The organism is Paracoccus sp. KR1-242 (assembly GCF_049446195.1).
Lineage (GTDB): Bacteria > Pseudomonadota > Alphaproteobacteria > Rhodobacterales > Rhodobacteraceae > Paracoccus > Paracoccus broussonetiae.
The window spans coordinates 405,218-418,305 of sequence record NZ_JBMSED010000001.1 but is presented as its reverse complement, the minus strand read 5'-3'; the positions used below and the strand labels follow the sequence as shown (position 1 = coordinate 418,305).

The 13,088-nt window shown below is 63.8% G+C and carries 10 protein-coding genes and 1 tRNA gene; 7 read left to right on the top strand and 4 right to left on the bottom strand.

Annotated elements, in window-relative coordinates; translation table 11 throughout:
* Window positions 1–16: 16 nt before the first annotated feature.
* Window positions 17–1,300 carry a PP2C family protein-serine/threonine phosphatase gene (locus ACO2Q4_RS02030; protein ID WP_395134960.1) on the top strand — a complete coding sequence of 428 codons (1,284 nt, stop codon included), beginning with the start codon at window positions 17–19 and terminating at the stop codon, window positions 1,298–1,300.
* On the opposite strand, the gene ACO2Q4_RS02025 is transcribed toward ACO2Q4_RS02030, so the two are convergent.
* Entirely contained in the window at window positions 1,274–1,723 is a 450-nt protein-coding gene (locus ACO2Q4_RS02025) for an NUDIX domain-containing protein (protein WP_423316986.1), read from the bottom strand. The two genes, ACO2Q4_RS02030 and ACO2Q4_RS02025, sit on opposite strands and share 27 nt — an antisense overlap.
* A gap of 122 nt (window positions 1,724–1,845) precedes the next feature.
* Window positions 1,846–1,930, bottom strand: a tRNA-Leu gene (locus ACO2Q4_RS02020).
* Between the two features lie 220 nt (window positions 1,931–2,150).
* On the opposite strand from ACO2Q4_RS02020, the gene ACO2Q4_RS02015 reads away from it, so the two are divergent.
* The 5 genes from ACO2Q4_RS02015 (at window position 2,151) to gltB (ending at window position 10,939) form a co-directional block, all read left to right on the top strand.
* Complete coding sequence (locus tag ACO2Q4_RS02015; RefSeq protein ID WP_395134962.1) at window positions 2,151–3,143, top strand: complex I NDUFA9 subunit family protein; 993 nt, start codon at window positions 2,151–2,153, stop codon at window positions 3,141–3,143.
* Window positions 3,143–3,946: an undecaprenyl-diphosphate phosphatase gene (locus tag ACO2Q4_RS02010; protein ID WP_395134963.1), complete on the top strand. Its 804-nt coding sequence runs from the start codon at window positions 3,143–3,145 to the stop codon at window positions 3,944–3,946. The genes ACO2Q4_RS02015 and ACO2Q4_RS02010 overlap by 1 nt, the downstream gene beginning before the upstream one ends.
* Window positions 3,947–4,097: 151 nt before the next feature.
* The gene (locus tag ACO2Q4_RS02005) at window positions 4,098–5,591 is read left to right on the top strand and encodes an NAD(P)-dependent oxidoreductase (RefSeq protein ID WP_423316983.1); all 1,494 of its coding nucleotides are present in this window, start codon (window positions 4,098–4,100) and stop codon (window positions 5,589–5,591) included.
* A 102-nt stretch (window positions 5,592–5,693) separates the two neighbouring features.
* Complete coding sequence (locus ACO2Q4_RS02000; protein ID WP_423316981.1) at window positions 5,694–6,407, top strand: hypothetical protein; 714 nt, start codon at window positions 5,694–5,696, stop codon at window positions 6,405–6,407.
* Window positions 6,407–10,939, top strand: coding sequence for a glutamate synthase large subunit (gene gltB / locus ACO2Q4_RS01995; protein WP_311760660.1), 4,533 nt, complete (start codon window positions 6,407–6,409; stop codon window positions 10,937–10,939). The genes ACO2Q4_RS02000 and gltB overlap by 1 nt, the downstream gene beginning before the upstream one ends.
* A gap of 142 nt (window positions 10,940–11,081) precedes the next feature.
* Here the strand turns inward: gltB and ACO2Q4_RS01990 are convergent, their stop codons facing one another.
* Window positions 11,082–11,537 (bottom strand): GNAT family N-acetyltransferase, encoded by a 456-nt coding sequence (locus ACO2Q4_RS01990; RefSeq protein WP_395134966.1) that lies wholly within the window; start codon window positions 11,535–11,537, stop codon window positions 11,082–11,084.
* A 157-nt stretch (window positions 11,538–11,694) separates the two neighbouring features.
* A complete protein-coding gene (locus tag ACO2Q4_RS01985) occupies window positions 11,695–11,907 on the bottom strand; it encodes a hypothetical protein (protein WP_311760662.1) in 213 nt (70 codons plus the stop codon).
* Window positions 11,908–12,178: 271 nt separating this feature from the next.
* Between ACO2Q4_RS01985 and ACO2Q4_RS01980 the strand changes: the two genes are divergently transcribed.
* Window positions 12,179–13,066: a cation diffusion facilitator family transporter gene (locus ACO2Q4_RS01980; protein ID WP_311760663.1), complete on the top strand. Its 888-nt coding sequence runs from the start codon at window positions 12,179–12,181 to the stop codon at window positions 13,064–13,066.
* Window positions 13,067–13,088: the final 22 nt, after the last annotated feature.

The following is a 13,088-nucleotide window of genomic DNA, read 5'->3' as shown; positions in this document are numbered from 1 at the left end:
CGCCTAGAAGGGCTGCATGAGCGATACCAGATCCCCTGGCCCGCCGCGTGCGTGGCGCCTGATCCTGCTTGTCGGCGAAAGCCGCGCCGAACGGCGGGCACTGGCGGTGCAGCTGAGGCGCGCCGGCTATGACGTGATCGAGGCCGCCGATGCGGATGGGGCGATCGACCTGTGCCGCGCCCGCGCGCCCGAGATCGTGATCTCGGACTGGATGGCGCCAGGTCGCGCCGGGCTGGATCTGTGCCGCCGCTTTCGCGCGCTGCCCAGCGAGCGCTATGGCTATTTCATCCTGCTGACCTCGCGCCATGACAAGGCCGACGTGGCCGAAGGGCTGGGCGCGGGCGCGGACGATTTCCTGACCAAGCCGGTTTCCGGGGCCGAACTGCTTGCCCGGCTTTCCGCGGCCGAGCGTATCTTGCGGGTCGAGGAAAGCCTGCGCATGGCGAATACCCAGCTGAAGGAAACGCTTGCCCGCCTGCGCGACAAGGAGGCCGCGCTGGAGCGCGACCTGCGCGAGGCACATCGCCTGCAGCAAGGGCTGGTGCGCGAACGCAATGGCCAGTTCGGCAGCTTCAATCTGTCGCTGCTGATGCGGCCCGCCGGGCATGTCGGCGGCGATCTCGTAGGCTTCTTTCCGGTCGATCGGCGGCGGGTCGGGTTCTTTGCGCTGGACGTGTCCGGGCATGGGGTCGCGGCGGCACTTCTCAGTGCGCGCCTGGCTGCCCTTTTGTCAGGAGAGCCGGAACACAATATTGCGATGCGATCCTCGGACCTGCCGGGGGGCGAGCCGCGCAGCCCGGCCGAGATCCTGCGCCACCTGAACGGGCTGATGCTGTCCGAGCTGCGGACCGATTCCTATTTCACCATGGTCTATGCCGATCTTGAGATCGCAAGCGGCAGGGTGCGGCTGGTTCAGGCCGGCCACCCCCATCCCGTCCTGCAGCGCGCGAATGGCCGGATCGAGTTGATCGGACAGGGCGGCTTTCCGGTGGGAGTCTTCCCCAATGCCGAGTTCGAGGAAATCTCGGTGCAACTGGATCCCGGAGACCGGCTTTTCATCAGTTCGGATGGTCTGATCGATTCAGAGAACGCGCGCGGAGAGCCGCTGGGCGATGACGGGCTGCAAGCGATCCTGCGCACGAACGCGGTCCTGCGCGGGAACGCGCTTCTGGAATCGATCTGCTGGTCGGCCGCGAATTACAGCGGCGGGGTGCGCAGCGACGACATCTCGGCCGTGCTGGTCGAACATCTGGGCCGCAGCGGCTGGCTGGGCTCAGCGGTCCCGGATCTGCTTCAATAGCGCGCGTGCGAATGCGCGCGACCCCGGATCGGCCAGGATCCCCTCAAGCCTGTCCAACGGCACCCAATGCGCCTCGTGGCCCTTTTCCGACGGGGGGCCAAGACGACGGATCGGACGTGCCAGCCAGACCGAGCAGATCTTTTCGGCCCAGAAATCGTAATCCGGCATGAAGCAATACCGGCGATAGGTGCCAAGCCGTCGCGGGGTGCCGATTGTCCAGCCGGTTTCCTCGTAAACCTCGCGATGCAGGGCCGCGATGGCCGATTCGCCCGGATCGATTCCACCCCCTGGCAACTGGAACTCGCAATCGGGCGCCAACTGGAACGTGACCAGCGCCGAGCCGTCTCGGATCAGCAGCGCATAGGCTCCATGACGCTGGCGATAAGGATGGCGGCCGGGTGGTGGTCCGAAAACGGGGATCATGGGCAAGCCTGTGATGAGCGTGGAAGCCAGCGCCACGCCGAGGGGCAGATGCCCAGGACATCACGACAGGCCAAAACAAGAAAAAACCCCCGGAAACACGAAGTTTCCGAGGGTTTTTCACATGGTGCCCAGGAGAGGACTCGAACCTCCACGCCTTGCGGCACACGGACCTGAACCGTGCGCGTCTACCAATTCCGCCACCTGGGCAGGTGGTGTGGAGGGGTCTCTAAAGGGAGTGGCGGGGGGCGTCAATGGCATTCGATAAGTTTTTTCATCGGAGCCGATTTTTTTTCTTTGAGCGCCCCTGAAGCCCCCTTCGCGCCCCTTCCCCGCCGCCCCGGGGATCGCACGGCTTGCCGCTTGGCCCCGGCTTGGGTAATGAGCGGGAAAGCACGCCATCAAGGCACGCCTAGAAGGAGCGAGAGCCATGTCCGCAGCCAAGCTTGTCACCATTTATGGCGGGTCCGGTTTCCTTGGCCGGCAAATCGCACGCGCACTGGCCTCGCAAGGTTGGCGCGTCCGGGTCGCTGTGCGCCGTCCGAACGAAGCGGGGATCGTCCGCACCTATGGTGCCCCCGGCCAGATCGAGCCTGTGCCCTGCAACGTCCGCGACGACCTGTCGGTCTCGGCCTGCATGGCCGATGCGGATGCGGTCATCAACTGCGTCGGGATCATGGCGAACCGGGGCCGCAACACCTTTGGCGCGGTCCACGAAGAAGCCGCGGGCCGCATCGCCCGCATCTCGGCCGAGCGCGGGGTCGCGCGGCTGGTCCATGTATCTGCCCTGGGCGCGAACCCGGAATCGGACAGCCTTTATGCCACGTCCAAGGCACGGGGCGAGGCCGAGGTGCTGAAGCACCGGCCCGACGCCATGATCCTGCGCCCCTCGGTCATCTTCGGGTCCGACGACAAGTTCTATAACCGCATTGCGGCCGCCACGCGGCTGGGACCGGTGATGCCGCTGCCGGGCGCCAATGCAAAGCTGCAGCCGGTCTATGTCCTCGACGTTGCCCGCGCCGCTGCGATGGGCGCGACCGGAGCGGCAGAGCCGGGCATCTATGAGCTGGCCGGCCCCGAAGTTGTCACCATGCGCGAGCTGGTAGGCCAGATCCTGACCGCGACCGACCGCCGCCGCGTCGTCATCGGCCTGCCTAACTGGGTGTCGGGCGCAATCGCCGCCGTCATGAACGGGATCGAGAAGATCAGCGGCGGGCTGATTGCCAACCGCTTCATGACGCCTGACCAGTTGCGTCTGCTGAAACATCCCAATGTCGCCTCGGGCACCGCACGTGGCTTTGCCGACCTGGGAATCGAGCCGACGGCCGCGCCTGCGGTGATCGGCGAATACCTGTGGCGCTTCCGTCCCTCGGGACAATACGAGGCGATGACCGCGACCGCGAAGAACCTGCGCCGGAGCTGATGGAACATAACACGATCGTCGCCGCCCTGCTCGGTCTGCTGGAAGGGCTGACCGAGTTCATTCCCGTATCGTCCACCGGACACGTGCTTCTGGCCGGACATTTCCTGGGTTTCAACTCACCCGGACGGGCCTTCGAGGTGCTGATCCAGCTGGGGGCGATCCTTGCGATCCTCAGCGTCTATGCGGGTCGGTTGTGGCGGATCTTTTCGACCGCGCCGCACGATCCCCGCGCCCGGCGCTTCATCCTGTCGGTGCTGATCGCCTTCCTGCCCGCAGTCGTCATCGGCGTCATGGCCCATGACATCATCAAGACCGTGCTGTTCGAAACCCCGATCCTGATCGCCTCGATGCTGATCCTGGGGGGCGTAGTCCTGCTTTTCGTCGATCGCATGGCCAAAACGCCCCGCTATCACGCGGCCGAGGACATTCCGCTGGGCCGTGCGCTGGGGATCGGGCTGATCCAGTGCCTTGCGATGGTGCCGGGGGTCTCGCGCTCGGGCGCGACGATTACGGGCGCATTGCTTTTGGGCGCGGACAAGCGATCCGCCGCCGAATTCAGCTTCTTCCTGTCCATGCCGACGATGCTGGGGGCTTTTGTCTTTGATCTCTACAAGAATCGGGACATCCTTGACGCTGCCTCGGCCGGGAACATCGTCATCGGCTTCATCTGCGCCTTTCTGTCGGCGCTGGTCGTGGCGCGGGGACTGCTGAACTATGTCTCGATGCATGGATATGCGGTCTTCGCCTGGTGGCGAATCATCGTTGGCGGCCTTGCCTTGTTGGCCTTGTCGCTTGGTTGGTAAACTATACTGACCTATTTTCGACCGCCGCGGGCCAGATTTCAGGCTCGCGGGCCGGAAAATCGACAAATAGGTAAACTGTGCTGACTTTTATTTGGTTTCGCGCTGGCATATCAGGCTTTCACTAGCTTGCTATTTCGGGGGATGCGCAGCCATGGCCACGCAAAAGATGCTCAAGTTCGTCACCATCGGGCGCGAAATGCCCGAAAAGCGTGATGCCGCCACCCGATCCGAGGATTTCCACGAGATCTATCGCGAATTCGCCGATGCAAAGGCGAAGGAACAGGCCAGCCGCTGCAGCCAGTGCGGCGTCCCCTATTGCCAGTCGCATTGCCCGCTGCACAACAACATCCCGGACTGGCTGCGTCTGACCGCCGAGGGGCGCACCCAGGAAGCCTATCTGCGCAGCCAGGAAACCAACACCTTCCCCGAGATCTGCGGCCGCATCTGCCCGCAGGATCGCCTGTGCGAAGGAAATTGCGTGATCGAGCAGTCGGGCCACGGCACCGTCACCATCGGCGCGATCGAGAAATACATCACCGACACCGCATGGGAGGAAGGTTGGGTCCAGGCCATCGTTCCCGCGGTCGAGCGGCCGGAATCCATCGGCATCATCGGCGCGGGGCCCGGCGGTCTTGCCGCAGCCGATCGCCTGCGTCGCATGGGCTATCAGGTCACCGTCTATGACCGTCACGACCGCGCGGGCGGGCTGCTGATCTATGGCATCCCCGGCTTCAAACTGGAAAAGGAAGTCGTCGAGCGCCGCAACAAGCTGCTGGCCGATGGCGGAGTGGAATTTGTCCTGAACGCCAATGTCGGCGAGGATATCAGCTTCGACGCGATCCGCGGCAAGCACGATGCGGTGCTGATCGCGACCGGCGTCTACAAGACGCGGGATCTGGATATCGACAATGCCCATGCCCGCGGCGTCGTGCGCGCGCTGGATTACCTGACCGCCTCGAACCGGGTCGATCTGGGCGACGAGATTCCCGACTATGAGGATGGCGAGCTGAACGCCAAGGGCAAGCGAGTCGTCGTCATCGGCGGCGGCGATACCGCGATGGACTGCGTGCGCACCGCGATCCGTCAGGGCGCGCAATCGGTCAAATGCCTGTATCGCCGCGACCGTGCGAACATGCCGGGCAGCCAGCGCGAGGTCCAGAACGCCGAAGAAGAAGGCGTCGAATTCGTCTGGCTGTCGGCCCCCGGCTCGTTCAGCGGCCATGTCACCGGCGAGGCGATGGAGGCCCAAGAGCGCGACGTCGACGAAACCGGCGACATCCCGACCATCAGCTCGGTCCGCATCCAGAAGATGCGTCTTGGTGCACCCGACGTCAGCGGTCGCCAGTCGCCCGAACTGATCGATGGCGCGGATTACGACGAACCCGCAGACCTTGTCATCAAGGCCCTGGGCTTCGAACCCGAGGAACTGCCGCGGCTTTGGGGCGTGGACGGGCTGGAAGTGACCCGCTGGGGCACGATCAAGGCCGATTTCCAGACCCACCAGACCAGCCTGCCGGGCGTCTTCGCCGTCGGCGACATCGTCCGCGGCGCCAGCCTTGTCGTCTGGGCGATCCGCGACGGTCGCGAAGCGGCCGACAGCATCGTGGGCTACCTTTCGGGCGCGGCGCGCGTCGCTGCCGAATAGGAGAGCGTGAAGATGGTGCACATGGCAGATACCGCCTGTTCACCGCGCGCAGATCGGCGGCATGCCTTGCATGCTGCGCGCGGTCGGATGCTTTCCGGGGCAATGGCAGTCTTGCTGACCCTTCCCGCCCTGCCTGCCCTGGCGGCGAATTTCGCACCTCCGGACGGGTGTCGGCTGGAAGTGACGGTGCAGAACCGCGGCTGTACCGTTTCGCAGCATTACCGCTGCAGCGGGGATGCGCCCGGGGATCAGTGGGTCGTCTACTTCACGCCCGAGGGCGCGACCTATCAGTCGCGCATCGACCGCGAGACGCGCTGGATGGAAAGCACCGACCTTCGCACCGGTCTGGTGGACACGCTTGAGGATGGGGCCAAGGACGATGCCTCGTTTTCGGGGCTGCTGGCGACGGGGTCGGATGATTTCGACTTCTGGACGCGCTCGAACAGCGGCGAGCGGCTGCATCATGTTGGCCGCGACGAGTTGACGGGTGAAAAGGTCAGCATCGACGGCGTCGAGCTGGAGCGGACCCGCTTTCACCTGACGACCTACAGCGAATCCGGCGACGTGCTGATCGAACGCAAGGGGCAGCAGTTCATCAGCCGGGCGCAGGGACGTTTCTACGGCGGCGTCGAGACATCCAGCGACTGGACCGGCGCCAGCGAGAACTCGAATGACAGTCCGGTCAGGTTTTCCTTTCCGGGACAGCCCGGATTTGGCTCGACCAAGCCGGAATATGATTGCGACCTGCAGATGGTCCGGGGGCAAAGGCCCGACCTGCTGAGGCAGCTTATGAACTTGAAGGAGGCACGGACGTGATGGACTGGGAACAGAAGGAACAGGCCCGCCGCGACTGGATGGCGGAGAATTCGCTTTACCGTGCCGAGGACGAGCATTCGTCCTGCGGCGTCGGCCTGGTGGTGAACCTGGATGGCAAGGCCAGCCGCAAGGTGGTCGAAAGCGGCATCAGCGCGCTGAAGGCGATCTGGCATCGCGGCGCGGTGGACGCGGACGGCAAGACCGGCGACGGCGCGGGCATCCATGTGCAGATCCCGGTCCCCTTCTTCTATGACCAGGTCCGCCGCACCGGGCACGAACCGGACCAGTCGAAGCTGATCGCCGTGGGCCAGTGCTTCCTGCCCCGCACCAATTTCGCGCAGCAGGAATCCTGCCGGACCATCGTCGAATCCGAAGTCCTGCGCATGGGCCATTACATCTATGGCTGGCGCCACGTCCCGGTGAACACCTCGGTGCTGGGCGAAAAGGCCAACGCGACGCGCCCCGAGATCGAGCAGATCCTGATCCGCTGCGAAAAGGACATCGATCAGGAGCAGTTCGAGCGCGAGCTGTACATCATCCGCCGCCGGATCGAGAAGGCGGCCATCGCCGCGCAGATCGCCGGCCTGTACTTCGCGTCGCTGTCCTGCCGCTCGATCATCTACAAGGGCATGATGCTGGCCGAGCAGGTCGCGGAGTTCTATCCCGACCTGAAGGACGAGCGTTTCGAGAGCGCATTCGCGATCTATCACCAGCGCTATTCGACCAACACCTTCCCGCAATGGTGGCTGGCACAGCCCTTCCGAATGCTGGCCCACAACGGCGAGATCAACACGCTGAAGGGCAACTCGAACTGGATGCGCAGCCATGAGATCCGCATGGCGTCGCGCACCTTTGGCGAGATGGCCGAGGACATCAAGCCGATCATCCCGGCCGGTTCGTCCGACTCGGCAGCGCTGGACGCCGTGTTCGAGGTCATGGTGCGTTCGGGCCGTTCGGCCCCGATGACCAAGACCATGCTGGTGCCCGAAGCCTGGTCCAAGGCAACGACCGACATGCCCAAGGTCTGGGCCGACATGTATGCCTATTGCAACGCCGTCATGGAGCCGTGGGACGGCCCGGCCGCGCTGGCCATGACCGATGGCCGCTGGGTTTGCGGTGGTCTGGACCGGAACGGGCTGCGCCCGCTGCGTTACGTCATCACCGGTGACAACCTGCTGATTGCCGGCTCGGAAGCGGGCATGGTCCCGATCAACGAAACCTCGGTGCGTGAAAAAGGCGCGCTGGGTCCGGGCCAGATGATCGCGGTCGACATGAAGGAAGGCCGTCTTTACCACGACCGCGCCATCAAGGATCGTCTGGCCAACAGCCAGCCCTTTGGCGAGTGGCTGGAAAAGGTCGTCGAGCTGTCCGAGGTCATGAAGGAACTGCCCGAACAGGTGGTTTACGATGGCGAGGCGCTGCGCCGCCGCCAGATCGCGGCAGGCTATACGATCGAAGAGATCGAAACGATGCTGACCCCCATGGCCGAAGACGGCAAGGAGGCTCTGGCGTCTATGGGCGACGACACCCCGCCCGCGGTCCTGTCGGGCCAGTATCGCCCGATGTCGCACTTCTTCCGCCAGAACTTCAGCCAGGTCACTAACCCGCCGATCGACTCCCTGCGCGAAACCCGCGTGATGTCGCTGAAGACGCGTTTCGGCAACCTCAAGAACGTGCTGGACGAATCCTCGGCCCAGACCGAAATCCTGGTTCTGGAAAGCCCCTTCGTCGCCAACGCCGAATTTGCCGAAATGGCGAAGATGTTCGGCGATGCGGTGACGCAGATCGACTGCACCTTTGCCGACGGCGCGGGCCCCGAAGCCATGGGCGAGGCATTGGCGCGCATCCGCGCCGAGGCCGAGGACGCCGTGCGTTCCGGTGCAGGCCACCTGGTCCTGACCGACGAGACGCTTGGCCCCAATCGCATCGGCCTGCCGATGATCCTGGCGACCAGCGCAATCCACAGCTGGCTGACCCGCAAGGGGCTGCGCACCTTCTGTTCGCTGAACGTGCGTTCGGCCGAATGCATCGACCCGCATTATTTCGCGGTGCTGATCGGCTGCGGCGCGACCACGGTGAACCCCTATCTCGCGCAGGACACCATTGCCGACCGGATCGAGCGCGGCCTGCTGACCGGCAGCCTGATCGACAACATGCGCAACTATCGCGATGCGATCGATGCGGGCCTGCTGAAGATCATGGCGAAGATGGGGATCTCGGTCCTTTCGTCCTATCGTGGCGGCCTGAACTTCGAGGCGGTCGGCCTGTCCCGCGCCATGGTCGCGGAATATTTCCCCGGCATGCAGTCGCGAATTTCCGGCATGGGTCTGCACGGCCTGCAAGCCAAGCTTGAGGATATCCACGCCAAGGGCTTCGACGCGGAGACCACCGACCTGCTGCCGGTCGGCGGCTTCTACAAGGCGCGCCGCTCGGGCGAAAAGCACGCTTGGGAAGCCAACACCATGCGCCTGCTTCAACTCGCCTGCGAAAAGGCGTCCTATGACGTCTGGAAGAAGTTCACCGCGACCATGCGGGCGAACCCGCCGATCCATCTGCGCGACCTTCTGGACATCAAGGCGCTTGGCAAGCCGGTGCCGCTGGAAGAGGTCGAATCGATCACCTCGATCCGCAAGCGCTTCGTGACGCCGGGCATGTCGCTGGGGGCCTTGTCGCCCGAGGCGCACATGACCCTGAACATCGCCATGAACCGGATCGGCGCGAAATCCGACAGTGGCGAAGGTGGCGAGGATCCGGCCCACAGCCATCCGCTGCCGAATGGCGACAACCCCTGCGCCAAGATCAAGCAGGTCGCCTCGGGCCGTTTCGGTGTCACCGCCGAATACCTGAACGCCTGTGAAGAGCTGGAGATCAAGGTCGCCCAGGGCGCGAAACCCGGCGAGGGTGGCCAGCTGCCCGGCATGAAGGTCACCGACCTGATCGCGCGGCTGCGGCATTCGACCAAGGGTGTGACCCTGATCAGCCCGCCGCCGCACCACGACATCTATTCGATCGAGGACCTGGCGCAGCTCATCTATGACCTGAAGCAGATCAACCCGCGCGCCAAGATCACCGTGAAGCTGGTGGCATCCAGCGGCGTCGGCACGATCGCGGCGGGTGTGGCCAAGGCGAAAGCCGACGTGATCCTGATCTCGGGGCACAATGGCGGCACCGGGGCCAGCCCTGCGACCTCGATCAAATATGCCGGTCTTCCGTGGGAGATGGGCCTGACCGAGGCGCATCAGGTTCTGGCGATGAACCGTCTGCGCGACCGCGTCACCCTGCGCACCGACGGTGGTCTGCGCACCGGCCGCGACATCGTCATGGCCGCGATGATGGGGGCCGAGGAATATGGCATCGGCACCGCCGCCCTGATCGCGATGGGCTGCATCATGGTCCGCCAGTGCCAGTCGAACACCTGCCCGGTGGGCGTCTGCACCCAGGACGAAAAGCTGCGCGCCATGTTCAACGGCTCGGCCGACAAGGTGGTGAACCTCATCACCTTCTACGCCACCGAAGTCCGCGAGATCCTGGCCAGCATCGGCGCGCGTTCGCTGGATGAGATCATCGGCCGTGCGGACCTGCTGACGCAGGTCAGCCGTGGCGACAAGTCGCTGGATGACCTCGACCTGAACCCGCTGCTGATCACCGTCGATGGCTCGGACAAGATCGTCTACGACCGCTCGAAACCGCGTAACGCGGTTCCGGACACGCTGGACGCCGAGATCATCCGCGACGCCAGCCGCTTCTTCTCGGATGGCGAGAAGATGCAGCTGTCCTATGCGGTGCGGAACACCCTGCGGACGGTCGGCACACGGACCTCGTCGATGATCGTGCAGACCTTCGGCATGCGCAACAACCTGCAACCCGACCACCTGACCGTCCGGCTGACCGGTTCGGCAGGCCAGTCGCTGGGCGCATTCGCGGCGCCGGGCCTGAAGATCGAGGTTTCGGGCGATGCGAACGACTATGTCGGCAAGGGCCTGTCGGGCGGCACAATCGTCGTTCGTCCCCCGATGGCAAGCCCGCTGGTCGCGGCCGACAACACCATCATCGGGAACACCGTGCTTTACGGCGCGACCGACGGCCACCTGTTCGCGGCGGGCCGCGCGGGCGAGCGTTTCGGCGTCCGCAACTCGGGTGCGAAGGTGGTGATCGAGGGCTGCGGCAGCAACGGTTGCGAATACATGACCGGCGGCGTCGCCGTGATCCTTGGCCGCATCGGCGCGAACTTCGGCGCCGGCATGACCGGGGGCATGGCCTACCTTTACGACCCCGAAGGCGTGGCCCGCGACTATATCAACGCCGAGACCTTGATCCTGTGCCCCGTCACCCAGCCCCATTGGGAAGACGAGGTGAAAGGCCTGGTCGAGCGCCATTTCCGCGAGACCGGCTCGTTCCGCGCGGGCGAGATCCTGCAGAACTGGGCCGAGGAAAAGGCCAACTTCCTGCAAGTTTGCCCGAAAGAAATGCTCGCCCACCTGAAACATCCCATCGCGGATGTCGAGGATCTGGCAGCGGTGCCGGCAGAGTGAATGAAGCGGGGGCCGAAAGGTCCCCGTTTTCTACTTCCCGATGGACGGCGGGATTGAGCCCTTACCGGACGTTGAGGTTGCTCGATCATCCTGCTCATGAGCAGTGTTTCATCAACCTGTCCAGTTCCGGTAAGGGCGTAGCTTAAAGCCTCTTCATCATCAGAATGTAGGTATCGCCCAAAACGGGGTAATTTTCGATTTGCCCGATAACTTCAAAGCCTTGCTTGCGGTAGAAATCTGGCGCGCTGGCCAGAGTCGTGTCGACAAACATCATTTGTACCGATTTGGAGCGAGCATCCTGCTCCAAATGTTTGATTAACAGCCCACCGATATTCTGACCACGCTGCCATTTCTCGACAAAAAGAAAGTCTATGCGGATGGAATTGGTCAAATCGTCATAAGTGGCTAGCAGGCGCCCGACAGTGCTTCCTGAGTTATGGGCTTCAAGACTGACCTGCCCATTTACTTCTTGATAAGCAGTCGGGAATTCGGGTGCCGTTTCACCCGCCACTTCAAGGGCTTCTGCGTAATAATGCTCCAGCCCTTCAAGAGCAGCTTCTTTGTTAGCTTCGTAAGATGTGTGCAGGATCTGCATCATTGACCTCTAATCAGACATTTAGGGTCTTAGGTGGCTTTGCCGCCCTCGTTCACTCTGATCAAAGTTGAACAGGATGCTGTAAACGGATCTCTGAGCTAACGCTCAAAGTGTGAAACTGCAAGGGGCGAGCGGCAGCTTCGGCCGCAGCTCTGCCCCCTCACTGCCGATGAATGCGTCGTTTCCGTCCCGTCCAGGGCTGGTCGTCGCGGCGTTCCACCCAAGGGGCTATTTCGACGCGCTGGAAATCGCTTGCGGCATAGCCGTGGGTTTCCCAGTCGGCCATCACCTCCTCGGGCGGGCGGCGGGTGCGGTAGGTCAGGCGGTCATCGGACCAGACGGCGGTTTCCGCCTCGGCGGGGGTAAGGATCACGGACACTATACCTCGGCGTATTGCAGGGTTCAGGTCGAAGGTCGGACCGAATGTGATCGAAATTCGCAAGTTCGCTTTCCCTGTTCTGGCGATGAACGAGCTGCTGCCCCTTGGTCGTCTGTCTTCAGCGGGTTCATTGTGCAGGATAAGGAAAGGACAGCAAAGCCCGCAAACCACCAGTCGCCCGTGCTTTCTTGCGGAACCGGGTGGTTGGCGTCTCCGACGATCCCCGCTAAAACGCCCTTCCACAGATTCGAACAGGGAAGCGCAGATGTCCGCGACCGAGAGAATCGCAATCGGCAGCATTTTCGTCGGACTGCTGGTCCTGGGTCTCAAGGCTTTGTCCTGGTGGCTGACGGGCTCGGTCGCGCTGTTGTCGGATGCGCTTGAAAGCACGGTGAACGTGGCGACCGCGGTCGCCGCGCTGATCGCCATTCGCGTCGCGGCGAAACCAGCCGACCGGGGCCACCCCTATGGCCACCACAAGGCCGAATTCTTCAGCGCCGTGCTGGAAGGCGTCATGATCATCGTCGCGGCGCTGCTGATCCTGCGCGAGGCGTGGCACGGATTCCTGAATCCGCGCGTGCTCGACGCACCGCTAGGCGGGTTGCTGATCAACGTCGTCGCAAGCTGCATCAACGGCTGGTGGTGCTGGGTGCTGATCCGGGGCGGCAGGCGCCATCGCTCGCCCGCGCTGGTCGCGGATGGGCATCACCTGCTGTCGGACGTGATTTCGTCGGGCGGCGTGGTCGTCGGGGTCGCGCTGGCGGTGCTGACGGGCTGGTCGGTGCTTGATCCCGCGCTGGCGGCGCTGGTCGCACTGAACATCCTTTGGTCGGGCTGGCGGGTCATGGCCTCGTCCCTGTCCGGCCTGATGGACGAAGCCGTGTCCGAAGAAACGCTTGATACGATCCGCAGCACCATCTCGGACCACGCGACCGGCGCGATCGAGGCGCATGACCTGCGGACCCGCCATGCCGGGCCGAAGACCTTCATCGACTTTCACCTGGTGGTCGAGGGACAGACCACGGTCGAGCAGGCGCATGACATCTGCGACCGCGTCGAACAGGCGCTTCGCGCGCATCTGCCGGGGGCGCAGATCACGATTCACGTGGAACCGGAACACAAGGCCAAACACTCGGGCGTGCTGGTGATCTGACGGCGATATTGCACGGCGCGAG